The 15,575-nt window shown below is 62.4% G+C and carries 13 protein-coding genes and 1 pseudogene; 6 read left to right on the top strand and 8 right to left on the bottom strand.

The window, feature by feature from the left end:
• Positions 1-28: 28 nt before the first annotated feature.
• Positions 29-370, top strand: coding sequence for a tryptophan synthase subunit beta (locus J7655_RS12740; protein WP_230924770.1), 342 nt, complete (start codon positions 29-31; stop codon positions 368-370).
• Positions 371-508: 138 nt separating this feature from the next.
• Here the strand turns inward: J7655_RS12740 and lapD are convergent, their stop codons facing one another.
• From lapD to J7655_RS12720, 4 genes are all read right to left on the bottom strand, one after another.
• Positions 509-2,455, bottom strand: a complete 1,947-nt coding sequence (gene lapD, locus J7655_RS12735) for a cyclic di-GMP receptor LapD (protein WP_230924769.1) — start codon at positions 2,453-2,455, stop codon at positions 509-511.
• Between the two features lie 10 nt (positions 2,456-2,465).
• Positions 2,466-3,146, bottom strand: coding sequence for a cysteine protease LapG (lapG, locus tag J7655_RS12730; protein WP_230924768.1), 681 nt, complete (start codon positions 3,144-3,146; stop codon positions 2,466-2,468).
• Between the two features lie 132 nt (positions 3,147-3,278).
• Entirely contained in the window at positions 3,279-3,677 is a 399-nt protein-coding gene (locus J7655_RS12725; RefSeq protein ID WP_230924767.1) for a YbaN family protein, read from the bottom strand.
• Positions 3,678-3,722: 45 nt separating this feature from the next.
• Positions 3,723-4,307, bottom strand: coding sequence for a UPF0149 family protein (locus tag J7655_RS12720; RefSeq protein WP_230924766.1), 585 nt, complete (start codon positions 4,305-4,307; stop codon positions 3,723-3,725).
• A 172-nt stretch (positions 4,308-4,479) separates the two neighbouring features.
• Between J7655_RS12720 and recQ the strand changes: the two genes are divergently transcribed.
• The 4 genes from recQ (at position 4,480) to J7655_RS12700 (ending at position 10,793) form a co-directional block, all read left to right on the top strand.
• Positions 4,480-6,612, top strand: coding sequence for a DNA helicase RecQ (recQ, locus tag J7655_RS12715; protein WP_230924765.1), 2,133 nt, complete (start codon positions 4,480-4,482; stop codon positions 6,610-6,612).
• 93 nt (positions 6,613-6,705) lie between these two features.
• Positions 6,706-7,866 carry a GGDEF domain-containing protein gene (locus J7655_RS12710; protein WP_230924764.1) on the top strand — a complete coding sequence of 387 codons (1,161 nt, stop codon included), beginning with the start codon at positions 6,706-6,708 and terminating at the stop codon, positions 7,864-7,866.
• Positions 7,867-8,001: 135 nt separating this feature from the next.
• Positions 8,002-8,433 (top strand): MarR family transcriptional regulator, encoded by a 432-nt coding sequence (locus tag J7655_RS12705; RefSeq protein ID WP_230924763.1) that lies wholly within the window; start codon positions 8,002-8,004, stop codon positions 8,431-8,433.
• 278 nt (positions 8,434-8,711) lie between these two features.
• The gene (locus tag J7655_RS12700) at positions 8,712-10,793 is read left to right on the top strand and encodes a FimV/HubP family polar landmark protein (RefSeq protein WP_230924762.1); all 2,082 of its coding nucleotides are present in this window, start codon (positions 8,712-8,714) and stop codon (positions 10,791-10,793) included.
• A 54-nt stretch (positions 10,794-10,847) separates the two neighbouring features.
• Here the strand turns inward: J7655_RS12700 and J7655_RS12695 are convergent, their stop codons facing one another.
• Complete coding sequence (locus tag J7655_RS12695; protein ID WP_230924761.1) at positions 10,848-13,034, bottom strand: patatin-like phospholipase family protein; 2,187 nt, start codon at positions 13,032-13,034, stop codon at positions 10,848-10,850.
• Between the two features lie 71 nt (positions 13,035-13,105).
• Here J7655_RS12695 and J7655_RS12690 point away from each other — a divergent pair.
• Positions 13,106-13,387, top strand: a pseudogene (locus J7655_RS12690) (Rdx family protein).
• A gap of 4 nt (positions 13,388-13,391) precedes the next feature.
• Here the strand turns inward: J7655_RS12690 and J7655_RS12685 are convergent.
• The 3 genes from J7655_RS12685 to J7655_RS12675 all read right to left on the bottom strand — a co-directional run bounded on the left by J7655_RS12685 (position 13,392) and on the right by J7655_RS12675 (position 15,503).
• Entirely contained in the window at positions 13,392-14,249 is an 858-nt protein-coding gene (locus J7655_RS12685) for a DMT family transporter (RefSeq protein ID WP_230924760.1), read from the bottom strand.
• The gene (locus J7655_RS12680) at positions 14,246-14,581 is read right to left on the bottom strand and encodes a tRNA-binding protein (protein ID WP_230924759.1); all 336 of its coding nucleotides are present in this window, start codon (positions 14,579-14,581) and stop codon (positions 14,246-14,248) included. Before J7655_RS12680 ends, J7655_RS12685 begins: the two co-directional genes overlap by 4 nt.
• 175 nt (positions 14,582-14,756) lie before the next feature.
• Complete coding sequence (locus J7655_RS12675; protein ID WP_230924758.1) at positions 14,757-15,503, bottom strand: helix-turn-helix transcriptional regulator; 747 nt, start codon at positions 15,501-15,503, stop codon at positions 14,757-14,759.
• Positions 15,504-15,575: the final 72 nt, after the last annotated feature.

Below are 15,575 nucleotides of genomic sequence, written 5' to 3'. Positions count from 1 at the left end.
TTTTTTATGGCGTTTGCTGGAGGCACAGATGGTTTACGTACAGCGCGATGCAGCTGGGCGTTTGTTGCGCGTGGAGCATGAACCCTTCGAGGGAATGACTGAAAATCTGGCCGTCGAGAGCGAGGAGCTGCATAACTGGCTAGCCGCCAAGGAAGAGGTCAAGGCGCGTCTGGATAGCCTGAAACAGTCTGATCTCGAGCTGGTTCGTGTGCTCGAAGACGTGGTCAGTGTGCTGGTCGAGCGTGGTGTCATTCGCTACACCGACTTGCCTGAAGCGGCACGGCAGAAGCTCGATCAGCGTGCGATCGCGCGTGCCGAAATCGAAGGATTGAGCGGTTTGCTGGGCGACGACGAACACGACCTGGTTTGACCGGCTGTCGAAACTATCCGCTTTGGTTTCTTGCTTCGCTACCGTCTGAATTACCCACTCTTCGCCCGTGTCTCTTCAGCGGTCTGCCAAGGCAGTGGCTTGCAGGTCGTGATCTGCAGACCCTGACGATGATGTGATTCACGCCTTGCTCCAGGGGGCTGGCGCTCCGACCAGCCGTCCCATGGCACCATGTACGCCAAGCTCTGTCAGGGCTGCCAGCTCTCCTTCGCTCTCCACCATCTCGGCAATCAACGGCAGGTCGATGCTGTTGGTGGCGCGGTAGATGGCTTCGATGAACAGACGTTTATCGCTTTCCCTGTCGATGGCGCGGATATAGGTGCCATCGATCTTCAGGTAGGCCAGGCCTAGGTGGGTGAGATTGCCGATCAGGCTGAAGCGCCCTCCGAAATGCTGTAGGCCGATGGTGAAGCCCAGCTCACGAATGGCCTGGCTCAGTGCTTCCAGCTCGGCAGGCGGTGGCAGGTGACGTTCGTCGATTTCCAGGGTCAGGAGATGGGCGAGGTCTTTTCGATGGCTCAGCACTTCGAGCAGACGTGCCTTGTCCTTGTCGTTGCGCAGGGTCGCGGCTGAAAGGCTTAGTGCCAGTGGCGCCGGGTGTTGCTCCAGGTGCGCCAGGCTGTGTTCGAGCATCGCCAGGTCGAAGCGCGCGCTCCAGCCGAGGCGTTCGATCCAGGGCAGGAAGCGCCCGGCGGTAACGGCCTCACCCTGCGGATCAAGCAGGCGTGCCAGCACCTTTTGCTGCAAGGGTTTGCCTGACGCGCATTCGATCACCGGCTGGAAGTACAGCTGCAACTTGCCCTGACTCAGCGCTTCGTCGATCCAGCCGCGCCAGTCATGCAACCCCTGATTGCTCTGCGCGGTGAAGTCATCGAGGCGCTCCCAGCATCTCTGTGCATTGCTTTGAGCCTGCGCCAGTGCCTGGTCGGCACGGGCGATCACACTGGCCGGTTCCTCACCAGGGCGAAAGGCGCCGATGCCCAGGTGAGCGACCGGGTCGCAGTCGCTGGCACCCGTCTGGCGCAGGGTATGCAGGTAGTCGCTGAGTTCTTCGGCAAGACGATCGGCATCATCACGCCCCAGGCCTGGCGCGAGCAAAGTAAATTCGCCACCTCGGCTGCGCGAGGCCAGCCATTCGCTGTGCTCAGGCGCTTGTAGCAGGCCCTTGAGCCGCTCGCCGAGCGCACTGATCAGTGCGTCTGTGCGTTGCCCGCCCAGGCGCTGGTTGAGACCGCCCAGGTCGTTGACGCGCAACAGCAGCAGGTAGCCTTCGGCGTTCTGTTCGTTGACCAGCAACTGATTGCTCAGGCGAATATCGAATTGCCTGCGGTTGGCCAGCCCGGTGAGGCTGTCCTGATAGGCCTCCTCGCGCAGTTTCTCGCTGCGTGCAGCCTCTTCGGCGAACAGGGTCTTGAGCTTGTCGACCATCTGGTTCATGGCCAGCACCACGCGTTTGAGTTCCGGTGTGCGTGGTACGTGGGGCAGGGTGAGAAACTCTCGGCGGGTGATGGCCTGCGCCTGCTGCACCATGTTATCCAGCGGGCGCAGTTGGGTGCGCAGCAGCCAGCCACCGAGTACGGCACTGACCAGACCGCACAGCAGTAACCAGAGCAGGCTGCCGATGGCGCTGTCCCATAACTTGGCCAGGGCAAACTGCGGGTGGCTCAGGACTTCGACCCTTGCGGCCTGTTCCCAGCCACGCATGATCAGGGCGTCGCCACCTTCGGGCTGCAAATTCACCAGCTCGACGAACCACTGCGGAACGTTCTCCGCGCGCACTTCGGTGCTGCGTTCGACCAGTACCTTGTCGTCGGCAATGCTCACCACGCGGATGCTGGCGAAGTAGCCGCTGTCGAAGATCGAGCTGACCATCAGCTCGAGCATCGCCGGGTCGTCCACGTGCGGCGTCATCGACAGGCCCAGCGCCGTGGCCGCGTCCTGCGCGTGGGAGCGCAACTGGCTGAGTAGTTGCTCGCGTGAGGTTTCGACACTGGCGATGAAACTGCCGGTAAAGGCCACGACGAGGAACAGACAGATGGCGAGGAACAGTTGTTTCAGCAGGGACATATTCTTCCTCCTAGCCTTCGCCCACGGCGAAGCCCTCGGCATGCATTTTTTTCAGAATGTCCTGCCAGCGCGAGAGCTTCTTCGAGTCGCTCTTGCGGGTGTTGGAACCCGGCAGGTAGAGGCCTTCGGCGTTGAAGGCGTAGACCGGCAACAGATCCTTGCGCTGTGAGGCAGGGCGGATGTCGTTGATCAGGTTGTCCAGCACCAGCGGCTCGGCGCTGGGGCTGGCGTAATAGGTCACTACCATGTGCGCCTGGTTGTAATTCAGCGCCTTGACGTAGGTGATGCGCAGTTTTTCGCTGGGGATGCCGAGGCGTCGCAGGGTGAAGTACTTGGCGATGGAGTAGTCCTCGCAATCGCCAGCGCCCTTGACCAGCATTTCCACGGGGGTGGCCCAGTAATCGTTTTCCCGCCAGAGTTGAATGTCGTCGACGAAGCGCACCTTGCGGTTGAAAAAACGATTGACCTCGTTGAGCTTGTCGGGCTCTGGCAACGCCGCGCTGCTCTTGATCAGCGCTTCCCAATCGAGGATGCGTGCCTGCGCCTGGGCGAGATTGCCATAGCGACTTTCGGCGTTCTTCAGAATCTGGGCAAAGTCCCAGTTGGCCAGCGTCATGCCAGCCAGCGACATGCCGCCGATCCAGAAGATCGACAGCTGCCACCACCATCGCTGAATCCGTCGCCGTCGCATGAGGTCGTGCCTGTAGGCCTGATTCGGTGAGTCTAGGTGAGGTGCCGGCTTTTTGCCGGTCGATCCGTCAGGGCGGGCGAGGCTGTCAAAAGGTTGTCGAGGGGGTGACCAGTCTGCGTCGCCCGAATACCCTCAGGGTCGTTGCAGCGTCTTCTGGCGCAGGATGTAGATGCTCACCAGCACCGCGCTGGTAAGCATGAAAGCGCGTGCCCAGGGCATCGGCACCAGATAGCAGGAAAAGCTGATGCTGGCCCACATCAGCAGCAGGGCGTAGACCTTGCCCTTGAGCGGTATGCCCTGGCCTTCGAGGTAGTCGCGAATCCACGGCCCCAGGTGCCGGTGGGTGACCAGCCAGAGGTAGAACCGCCGTGAGCTGCGCACGAAGCAGGCCGCCGCCAGCAGCAGGAATGGCGTGGTTGGCAGTACCGGCAGGAAGATGCCGATGACCCCGAGGGCCACGCTCAGCCAGCCGATGGTCAGCAGCAGGTAGCGGACGCTGCGATGGCGGCTGGGCTGGATATCACGCGGCATGTGCGGGTCTTGGCGGCAGCCGGGGCCATGCCCCGGCGCGGGCACTCAGTGGCGAGGTTTGAGCAGCGCGGGCTTTTCTTCCGGCGCCTGGCACAGCAGGAAGAGGGCGGTCAGCAGTTCGGGAATCTGCTCGATCATGCTGTCCACCAGGTCGTGGTCGCGGGCGATCTCGGCGAACTCCTGCTGCTCGTCGAACAGGCCGGAACCAACCATGATCGGCAGCAGCAGTTCGCTGACTTCGTCTTCGGCATCCTCGAACCACACGGCCTCGCGCAGGAACACACCTTCCATGAAGCCGATGCACCAGCCGCGCAGGTCGGAGTCGTCCGGCTCGTCACCCAGATCCAGATCGCAGGGCAGTTCCGGCTCTTCTTCACCGGCCAACTGGCGCGCGATGTGCGCTTTGAGGTGGATCAGCGTACCTTCGATCTCTTCGCGTTCGGCATCGCTGCGGTAGTGCGGCGGTTCGGCGAACAGCGCGTCGATCCATTCACGCTCCGGCACCTGATCGGGGCAGATCGCCAGGGCGGTCAGGTAGCCATGGGCGGCCACGTAGTCCAACGCTTCCTCATGCAACTCATCGGCATCGAGAAAGGCTTGCAGGCGGGACAGTTGCTCAGCGAAGGACATCGTGGGGGTTACCTTGAGGCTTAGGGGATAAACGAGGTGAGATTCTAGTTCACCGCCGCCTCTGCGACCAGCGCGGGCGCTCTGCTGATGGCGATTCGGCTGCTTCGGACGGGTTGGCGCCCTGTTGCCTGCCATCCTGCGGCATAATGCGCGGCCAGATTTGGAGGCCTTCATGCTCGACCACGCCATGCGCATTCTCAAAGACGTTTTCGGCTACGACGCCTTTCGCGGCAATCAGGCCGCGATCATCGAGCGCGTGGCCGGCGGCGGCGATGCCCTGGTGCTGATGCCGACCGGCGGCGGCAAGTCGCTGTGCTTCCAGGTGCCGGCACTGATGCGCGAAGGCCTGGCGGTGGTGGTGTCGCCGCTGATCGCCCTGATGGACGATCAGGTGGCCACTCTCGACGAGCTGGGCGTGGCAGCCGTGGCGTTGAACTCCACCCTGAGCCCTGACGAGCAGCGCGAGATTGCCGATCGCATCCGCCGTGGGCAGATCAAGATGCTCTATCTGGCGCCCGAGCGCCTGGTGCAGCCGCGCATGCTGAGCTTTCTGCAAGGCCTGGATATCGCTCTGTTCGCCATCGATGAAGCGCACTGCGTGTCGCAGTGGGGCCATGATTTCCGTCCGGAGTACCTGCAGCTCGGCCAGCTGGCTGAGCTTTTTCCCCATGTGCCGCGTATCGCCCTGACTGCCACGGCAGACAAGCGCACCCGCGAAGAAATCGTCCAGCGCCTGCACTTGGACAACGCCGAGCGCTTTCTGTCGAGCTTCGACCGGCCAAACATCTTCTATCGTATCCAGCCCAAGGATCAGCCGCGTAAGCAACTGCTGAACTTTCTCGCTCCGCGCAAGGGCGATGCCGGTATCGTCTATTGCCTGTCGCGCAAGAAGGTCGAGGAGGTCGCCGACTTTCTCAGCAGCCAGGGTTTTCCGGCTTTGCCTTACCACGCCGGTTTGCCCAACGAGCTGCGCGCCTATCACCAGAAGCGTTTCCTCAACGAGGAAGGCCTGATCATGGTGGCCACCATCGCCTTCGGCATGGGTATCGACAAGCCCAACGTGCGCTTCGTTTGCCACCTCGATCTGCCCAAGTCGCTGGAGGCCTATTACCAGGAAACTGGTCGCGCCGGCCGCGACGGTTTGCCGGCCGATGCCTGGATGGCTTACGGCCTGCAGGATGTGATCTTCCTCAAACAGATGCTCAACAATTCCGACGGCGACGAGCGTCACAAGCGCATCGAGCAGCACAAGCTCGATGCCATGCTCGCCCTGTGCGAGGAAACCCGCTGCCGCCGTCAGGCGCTGCTGGCCTACTTCGATGAAGAATTGCCCAACCCCTGTGGGCACTGCGACAACTGCATCGATGGCGTCGAGACCTGGGATGCTACCGAGCCGGCGCGCCAGGCGTTGTCGGCGGTCTATCGCAGCGGCCAGCGCTATGGTGTCGGTCATCTGGTGGACATTCTGCTGGGCCGCGACAACGAGAAAATTCGCGCTGCTGGCCATCAGCACCTGGCGGTGTTCGGCGCGGGCAAGGGTTTTTCCGAGGTCGAGTGGCGCACCCTGTTCCGTCAGCTAGTCGCCCGTGGCCTGGCCGATGTCGATCTGGACGGCTTCGGCGGTTTGCGCCTGAGTGAGAGCTGCCGGCCGCTGCTGCGTGGCGAGGTCAGCCTGCAACTGCGCCGTGAGCTCAAGCCGGCACAGGCGGCCAAGGCCTCCAGTAGCGCTGCCAGCCAACTGGTGCGCGGCCATGAAAGAGAGATGTGGGAGGCGCTGCGCAGCCTGCGCCGTAAGCTGGCCGAAGAGCACAGCGTACCGCCGTACGTGATCTTCCCCGATGCCACGTTGCTGGAAATGTTGCGCAGCCAGCCAGGCTCGCTGCGCGAGATGGCCGAAGTCAGTGGTGTCGGTGCACGCAAGCTGGAACGCTATGGCCAGGCTTTTCTGCAGGTGCTCAATGGCGCGGTTGAGGAAGCCGTGCCGGCGCCAGTCGCTGACCTGCGTCATGAACTGGTCAGCCTGGCCCGCGCCGGCATGACGCCGACGCAAATCGCCGGCCAGCTCAACTGCAGCGAGAAGAACGTCTACAGCCTGCTGGCCGAGGCGATCGCCGCACAGCAGTTGAGCCTTGAGCAGGCGCTGGATCTGCCGGAAGACCTGTTGGGCGAGATTCAGGAGGCCTTCCTCGACGGAGAGGGCGAGTTGCCACCGGTCAGTGACATTGCGCCACTGTTTGCCGGCCGTATCGACGAAGCAGTGCTCTATTGCGTACGCGCAGCCCTGCAGGCCGAGTTCGAACTCTGAAGCCCCTGGGCAGAGAAAACGCTGCTGCACCTGTGGCGGCATTGCCGCGGTACGGCTAAGGTGAGAGGCATATAGCCTGTTGGCGAGGTAAGGGTGCCCAAGGATCAAGCCTGGCTCGACGAAGTTCGTCCCAGCCCTTATGCCGATCAGCTCAGCCAGGGCTTTCGCCGATTGCGCTTTTCTCAGGCGCTGGAGCGTGAGTACCGCGCCTCTATCCTCGAGGAGAGCTTCGAGCTCAAACGTATTGCACTGAGCGTGGCGGCCTTGATCTGGCTGGCACTGACGGTATTCGATATGGCCGTCGTGCCGGCCTCGCACGTCAGTTGGGTCATTGCCATTCGTGTTCTGGCGCTGGCTGTTTTGCTGGTGTGTGCCTTTTTCATTGTGCAGCGCCGCTATCGTCATCTCTGGCTGCCGCTGAGCATGACCTGCATCCTCGTGTTGGGTGTCGGGGCTGCGATGATCGTCGGTGTGGCTCATCGTGCCGACCCCGACTACCCCTATGAAGGGCTGATGCTGGTGAGCATGGCCGCTTACTTTCTCGTGGGGCTGCGGTTGAGTGAGGCCGTTGTCTGTTCCCTGGTGGTATTGCTGGCCTATGTGCTGGCGGAGCTGGCAGCTGGCTTGCCGGTGCCCAAGCTGCTCAACAATGTGCTGTTGCTGACCTTCGGCAACCTCATCGGTGGCGTCGGCTGCTACCTGCTCGAGCACAAGTCGCGCGAGTATTTTCTGGTCAGCCGGCTGATGCGTCTGTTGGCCTATCACGACAGCCTGACGGGTCTGCACAACCGACGCAGTTTCAATCGACAGTTCGAACGCCTGTGGCGTCAGGCACAACGAGAAAGCAAGTCACTGGCGCTGCTGCTATGCGATATCGATCATTTCAAGGCCTATAACGACAGCTATGGTCATCAGGCTGGAGACGTCGCCTTGCAACATGTCGGCGCGCTTATCCAGCAGGCGGCCAGACGGCCGCTGGATATGGGGGTGCGTCTCGGTGGCGAGGAATTCGCCCTGTTGCTCTTCGACATCGCTGCCGATGAAGCGGTACGGCGCGCTGAAGCCCTGCGGCAGGCATTGGAGCAGGCGGGTATCAGTCATCGCGAGTCCGCCAGTGGCAAGGTGCTGACCATGTCGGTCGGGGTTGCCTGGTTGAGTCCGGACAGTCAGCCGCAGCTCAGCCAGTTGTACGAGCAGGCTGATCGTGCGTTGTATCAGGCCAAGGCGTCTGGACGTAATCAGGTCTCTGTCTGAGCCCGGAAAATGTATTCAGTGCAAATCGGTCGCATCCTGCAACGGTCACGCAACAATCTGGACTTGCCCTGAGCAACGGGTTATGGCTAGCTGGCTAATAATTAGTTTTTGACCTTTGTATGAGTCCGTTAGCCCATGTCTTACCCCGATCAACACCGCTTTGCCATGCAGGTTGCCCAGTTGTCGCGCGCCTGGCGTTCCGAACTCGATAGACGTCTGGTCGGCCTGGGGCTGTCCCAGGCGCGCTGGCTGGTGCTCTTGCACCTGGCGCGCTTCACCGAAATGCCCACCCAGCGTGAACTGGCGCAGAGCGTCGGCGTAGAGGGGCCTACTCTGGCACGACTGCTCGACAGCCTGGAGAGCCAGGAACTAGTGACGCGTGTGGCAGTGCCTGAAGACCGTCGCGCCAAGAAGATCGCGCTGCAGCCCAAGGCGCAGCCGCTGATTGAAAAGATCGAGGCGATCTCCACCCAGCTGCGCCATGAGGTCTTTGCCGGTATTGATGAGGATGATCTGCGTCGCTGCCAGCAGGTTCACGCCCGTGTACTGGGTAATTTGATGAAGTGACCGGCTGTTGGTGTCAAAATTTCGATCACTTTCTGATCGAAATCATTTTTGTGTCCAGCTTTTGACTAATGGCGCTTGATAGCACCGTGCTTTCATCGGCAAACTGACGCCCAGGCCGCTACTTTGTGAATCAGTAGCCATAATGTAATCCGAGACGGCCTCGACAAGAGGCTTGTCAGCCGTTCTCGGAACTTTCAAGGGCGCCAGCCTCCCGACCAATGGAAGCTTAGACAGGAGTCGTGGAGGTGGCGTTCGAGCCGGATAACCCTGGAGGTCACATGGCTCGGGTGCGTCAGTTAATGTTGGGTTTGGCGTCGGGCTCTGCGCTCTATTCGGGTATGGCGCCGGCGCTCGGGTTGGGGGACATCACCCTGCACTCGGCGTTGAACCAGCCGTTCGAGGCCGAGATCGAATTGCTCGAGGTGGGTGACCTGGGCGCGCAGGATCTGCGCGTCGGTCTGGCGCCTGCCGATGTGTTCAGCCGTTCGGGCGTCGAGCGTTTGTACTTTCTCAATGACCTGCGCTTTACGCCGTTGTTGCGTGGTTCGCGCAGTGTCATTCGTGTGGTTTCCAGCCGTCCGGTGCGCGAGCCTTACCTGAATTTCATCGTCGAGGTGGCGCGCCCCAACGGTCAGATGCTGCGCGAATACACCGTGCTGCTCGACCCGCCAGGCTCATCGGCCTACACCTCGGTGGCAGCGCCCAGTGCTGCAGTAGTCTCGCAAGAGGCCCCGCGTGCTCAGGCTCCAGTGGCACAGTTCAGAGCGGTGCCTCCACCGAGTGCCACTGCCGGGCATCGTCACCAAGTCGTGCGCGGCGACAGCCTCTGGTCCATCGCTGCGCGTTTGCGTCAGCAGGGCAGTACGCTGTCTCAGCAGGCATTGATGGAGGGCATTCTGGCTCTTAATCCCAATGCCTTTGCCGGTGGCGATGCGAGCCGTTTGCAGGCTGGTGCCGACTTGCTGTTGCCGGACGCCGCGCGTGCAGGCGCGCCCCAGCCGACTGCCGCACCAACGGCAGCCGACGCCGCGCCCATCGTTGCACAAAGCAGTGCCGAGGGATTGCTCAGCGCGCCACCGGCTGCTGTGGCGTCGGCACCGCCACAAGCCGAAAGCCTGGAGCTACTGGCTGAGAAGCAGCGTCAGGTGGATGCCGAGCTGGCCAACCAGGCTGCAGAAAACCTGCAGCTGCAACAAGGCCTGGCGCAGTTGCAACTGCAACTGCAGCAATTGCAGGAACAACTCGCGCAGAAGGATGCCCAGTTGGCTGAGCTGGCTGCGCGTACACCAGCCGAGCCCGTTACTGCGCCTGTCGTGGCAACGCCGGTCAGTTTACAGGAGCCCATTGCCGGGCGTGGCTGGTGGGCGACGCTCCTGGCAGGTGGCACGGGTCTTTTATTGCTGCTCGGTGCACTGTTCTGGGCTGTGCGGCGGCGTGTCGACACAGGCAAGCCCGTGGTTCAGGTGCAAGCGAAGGCGCAGGCGTCTCAGCCACAACCCCAGCAGCAGATTACCGCTTCGGTGCCTGCCGAGCCGGTGCTGAAGGCTGTGCCGACACCGGTGCCTGCCCGGGCCCAGGCGCCAGTCGATGCGCTTGAGGCGGCCAATGTCTATATCGCCTATGGGCGTCTCAGCGAGGCTCGTGGCGAACTGAACAAGGCACTGGCTCAGGCACCGCAGCGCAGTGATCTGCGCTTTCGTCTGCTGGAAGTCATGGCGATGCTCGGTGATGGCGCAGGCTTTGCCCGTGAGGAGGCGTTACTGCGGGGCGAGGCCTTCGACGCTGCACGTATCGATGCACTCAAGGCGCGCCATCCCGACCTGCCCATGTCCCAGCCGGCACCGAAAGAGCCTGTTATGTCGCCGCCTGTTGCAGAGCCGCTGACCGAGCAGGATTTCCAGCTCAACCTCGACGACCTGTCGCTGGATGCCGACTGGGAGCTGGTCAGCCCGTTCCCGGCTACCGCCAAAGGCAAAGCCAAGCCGGCTGTCGAACCGGAGTTCGATGCATCCTTCGCCAGCAACCTGCAGGAGTTGCCGGAGGTGTTCGAGTTGCATCATGAAGACGAGCAGTTGAGCGCCTTCGGCGAGATGGAAATGGTCCTCAGTGATGAGGTCAAAGCGCTGGACGACAATTTCCTCGATGCCTTCGCCGGCGATGCCGATGCCACTGCGGCGCTGCAGGGCGATATCGATCAACTGGCGACCGACCCCGAGCACATGACCCGGCTCAATCAGGCACTGGCATATATCAGGCAGGGGGATATCGCCACTGCCTGCGACATCCTCAATGACGTCATCGACCATGGCGACGACGAGCAGAAGAAGGCGGCTCGCCAGTTATTGGCGGAAATCGCCTGACAGTCCCGGGCTGCTGTATCTGACGAGGCCGCGCAACTGCGCGGCCTCGTCGCTTCAGAAGCTCTTGCCCAGGTTCAGATACAGCGCTTTTTCCCGCTCGTCGTTGAAGCCATAGCTGAAATTCAGCGGGCCTAACGGGGTGTCCAGGCCGAGGAAGATGCTCGCTGCGTTGATATAGCCGCTGTCGAAGGCATTGTCGTTGTTCCAGGCGCGCCCACGCTCCAGCGACAGGCCCAGGTACAGCGGGAAGTTCAGCGGTAGCAGCGAATTCTGCGTCAGGCGCCGATAGTAGATCATCCGTGCCAGTGCCATGTTCTGGCCGCTCACCGAGTCCTGGCGAAAACCGGACAGCTCCTGGGCGCCGCCGAGAATGAAGCCTGAGGTGACCACCTCCGCTTCGTCCAGGGTGCGCCCGTAACGCCCACCGAACAGCCAGGTGTTGGCACCGTGGCTGAAGGCCTTGTCCAGCTTCAGTTGCCATTGCCGGTATTCGTCGTCCGAGCCCAGGCCGCGATCGTACTGGCGCAGCATCAGGCCGATGTCCTCGCCGCTGTGTGGGAAGTCGAGGTTATCCAACGTATCAAAGGAGTACAGCAGCTCGTAGTAGCCTTCGCTGAAGCTGAAGCTGGGCAGCTCGCGTTCGCCGACGCGTACGTTCGCTTCGCCCCAGGCCTGCGCGACGCCGAAGCGAATCTCGCCGTTGTTGGCAATCTGCCGGCCCAGATTGAGGCCATAGCCGTAGCGCTCCAGGCGGTATTCGGCGATGGGGTCGTTGTCCAGAATGGCTTCGACGTTCTGCGCCTCGCCGAACAGGTAGGGCGCGACGAAGTAGCGCGAGCCGGCGTCCAGTGGTTGATAGAACTCACTGTAGAGTTCCTGGCGGTCGCCCAGTTGCAGGCGTGTCAGCCACTCGGCACCGAGCTCGTTGATGCCGTTGATACGGTAGCTGGCGCCGATATTGAAGGCGCTGTCGCCTCGCATGTCATCCGACAGGTTCAGCCCCAGGCGCAGGTAGTCGGTGCCGGTACGCTTGCCGCGTGCGTCGATCACCAGGGCGCTGCCGCGCTCATCCAGTGGTTCGATGCGGTATTGCACGCGCTCGAAGTAGTCCAGGCCATACAGCGTGCCCATGTCCTTTTGCAAGCGCTCCATATCCAGGGCTTGGCCCAGTGGCTGGCGAATGTGCCGGCGGATCACGGCGTCGCCGACTTTCGAGTCGTTTTCCACTTTGATCTCGCGAATCACTGGTGTGCGTTGTTCGCGAGTGCGGGCCATGGCCAGCGCCGGATTACCGGGGCTGCTGGCACGCAGGCGGGCCAGTTGTTGCGCTCGGATCTGCGTGGCGCGATAACCGGCTTCCATCATCTGCGCGCCACGGTTGAAGTCGGCGACGCCAAAGCCGGCCAGCGGCGGTTGGATCAGCACGTCGTTGGCGGTCAATGTCTGCAACTGCGCTTCGGAGTTCTTGCGCATCATCAGGTTGATCGACTGGTTCATCACGTCGACCACGGTGAGCAGATCCTTGGCCGGTTTCAGTGGCATGCCCAGGTCGACGACGATGACGTGATCGACGCCCATCTGTCGCGCCACGTCGATCGGCACGTTGTTGACCATGCCGCCATCGACCAGCAGGCGGCCGTCGACTTCCACCGGTGCGAACACTGCCGGGATCGACATGCTGGCGCGCATCACCTGTGGCAGGTGTCCGCTGGCCATGATCACCTGCTCACCGCTGACCACATCGGTGGCTACGGCGCGGTATGGGATCGGCAACTGATCGAAGTCGCGGGTGGCGCTGCGATGCACCAGCAGGCTCTCCAGCAGCAGCGCCAGGTTCTGCCCCTGGATCACACCCAGCGGCAGGCCCAGGCTGCCATCGTCACGGAAGCTGAGTTTCTGCTTGATCAGAAAGTCGCGGTCGTCCTGCTTGCGCCGGAAGGGGATGTCCTCGCGCGGCGGTGAATCCGACAATGCCTGCTGCCAGTCCAGTTCCAGCGCCAGGCGTTCAAGCTCAGCCACCGAATAACCGGCAGCATAGAGCCCGCCGACGATGGCGCCCATGCTGGTGCCGGCAATGGCATCGATGCGAATGCCTTGCTCCTCAAGGGCCTTGAGCACGCCGATGTGCGCCAGACCTCGGGCGGCACCGCCGGACAGCACCAGGCCGACCCGTTCGGCCGCGACAGTGGGCAGACTGGACAGAGCGAGCAGGCAAAGCAGTGACACGAGCAGGCGACGCATGGCGATTTCCGGCTGAAGCAGAGACAAAGGCCGCTATTATAGGCACCTAGCCCCATCGTAGAGCCGTTGTCATGTCCGTTCAGAAGCCTGAAATCGTCATCACCTATTGCACCCAGTGCCAATGGTTGCTGCGCGCTGCCTGGCTGGCTCAGGAACTGCTCAGTACCTTTGCCGACGAGTTGGCGCGCGTCAGCCTGGAGCCCGGCACGGGCGGCGTATTCCGTATCCTCTGCGATGGCCGGTAGATCTGGGAGCGCAAGGCCGATGGAGGCTTTCCCGAGGCCAAGGTGCTCAAGCAGCGTGTACGCGATCAGATCGACCCGGCGCGCGATCTGGGGCACAACGACCGCTAGGCGCTCAGGTTCGCCGTGCCATACGCGCCGATACGACAATGGCGCTGACGATCAGCACACCACCGGCCAGCATGCGCAGTGTCGGTTGCTCGCTGAACAGCCACCAGGCGAACAGAATCCCGTAGACCGGCTCCAGGGCGAAGATCACTGCCGTGGTGCGTGCCTTGAGTACGCGCAGGCTGGCAACGAACAGGCTGTGTGCCAGCCCCGTACAGAAGATCCCAAGCATGGCCAGCCACAGCCAGTCTATCGGGCGCACGCTGGGCAGCAGCGGCCAGGCAAGCGGCAGCAGGCAGATCAGCACCGTGATGTTCTGGTATAGCGCAGCCTTTACCGGATCGAGGCCACGGGTGCTGGCGCGGTTAAGCAGCGACAGCAGGGCGAACAGAAACCCCGATAGTACGGCCCAGAGCAACCCGACGGTGGCGTCACTGGTCAGGCTGAACTCGGGCGTGACCAGTACCAACCCCACGCACACCACGCCGACCATGGCGAACTCGCCGGGGCGGGTGCGCTCGCGGAACAGCAGGCCTTCCAGCAGTACGGTGAAGGCCGGAAAGCTGGCGAATCCCAGCGTGGCAATGGCCACGCCGGAGATCTTCACCGACTCGAAGAAGGTAATCCAATGCGTGCCCAGCAGTAGACCGCCGAGCGCCAGCAAGGCCAACTGCCGCAGGGTCGGGCGCTGCGCGTTACGGCTGCGCCAGAGCAGCGCCGCCAGGCCAAGGGCGAGCACGGCGAAGATCGCGCGGCCACCTGCAATCATGTTCGGCGTGGTGGCTGCCAGTTTGCCGAATATGCCCGACAGGCCGAACAGCAGGGCGCCCAGGTGAATCGCCAGCAGGGCGTTACGCTCAGTCATGCCAGGCGCGCCCCGTTCGGCAGCGGTTTGTCGAAGCCGGCCAGGACGACACGGTTCTCGCTGTCATAGACACCGGTGACCAGCACTTCGGAACGCACCCCGGCGATGCGTTTGGGGGCGAAGTTGCACACGCACAGCACCTGGCGCCCGATCAGCTCGCTACAGCTGTAGTGCGCGGTGACCTGGGCGCTGGAGGTCTTGATGCCCAGTTCGCCGAGATCGACTTCCAGTACGTAGGCCGGCTTCACCGCTTTTTCATTGGCACGGGCGCTGCGAATGGTGCCGACGCGCAGCTCTACTTTTTCGAAATCCTGCCATTCGATGCTTTGCATGGGGTACTCCTCGATGATGCGGCGCAGTCTAGGTGGCGCCGGCGACAACTGTCTGTCGCGGGAGTGATGAGTTTTGTCGCCAGGCTCTCGTTAGTGTCTCGGCTGAGTGCGGCGAACCCGCTGTAGCCCGGATGATATCCGCGGCGATTTCACGGGTGTGGCGCGAATAAGGTTGTTAGCGCGCGCGGCGCAACTGCCTTGGGGTCATGCCCAGATGGCGGGAGAGGACGGCGGTGAAGGCACTCTGCGAGCTGTAACCGACCCGTGCAGCGATTTCGCCAACCGCCAGGTCGCTGTCGCGCAGTAGCTGTTCAGCCAATTGCAGGCGCCGTTGGCGGATGTGCTCCATGGGCGTACGGCCAGTTTCGACGAGAAAACGGGCATGCAGACGCGCCACCGAAAGACCGGCCAGGCGTGCCAGATCTGCTACCTGCAGCGGGTGAGCCGCATGCTGGTCGATGTAGTGATCGAGTGCAGCCAGGGGCAAACCCGCTGTTTCACGTTGCTGGCGGCTGCAGGCCAGGCTGCCGAGCAGCAGAGCCGCACCCTGGCCGGCGATGATCGGGTCATTGATCGGGCTGCTGGCCAGCCAATTGAGCAACTGCCCCTGTGAGGGATCGAGTTGCAGGGCGTTGGGCTTGTCCAGCAAACGCTGGATATCGCTCGCATGGTGGCCGAGCTGGCGTTCCAGCCAGTCGTTGGCCGGCAGGTCCAGTACCAGGCATTGGCTGCCACGTGGGCTGCCGCAGGTATGCCGTGCTGTAGCCGGCACCACAGCCAGTTGATGGCGCAGCACCTGGCTGCCCTGGCCATCCACTTCGAATTGCAGCTCACCTGCCAGGCCAAATACCAGCTGCGCATGGTCGTGGCTGTGGCTGAGCACTTCGTGGCTGTAATGACGCAGGGACAGGATCGGGGGCATGGCGGTTTCCTCGGCAACCGCAGCAGTGTAACGCCAGTGTGGAAGCGATGCTGCGTCACGCAATGGTCTTTT

The organism is Pseudomonas wenzhouensis (assembly GCF_021029445.1).
GTDB classification, from domain to species: domain Bacteria; phylum Pseudomonadota; class Gammaproteobacteria; order Pseudomonadales; family Pseudomonadaceae; genus Aquipseudomonas; species Aquipseudomonas wenzhouensis.
Note: the sequence above shows the minus strand (reverse complement) of the source record. Positions and strands in the feature narration are given on the sequence as shown.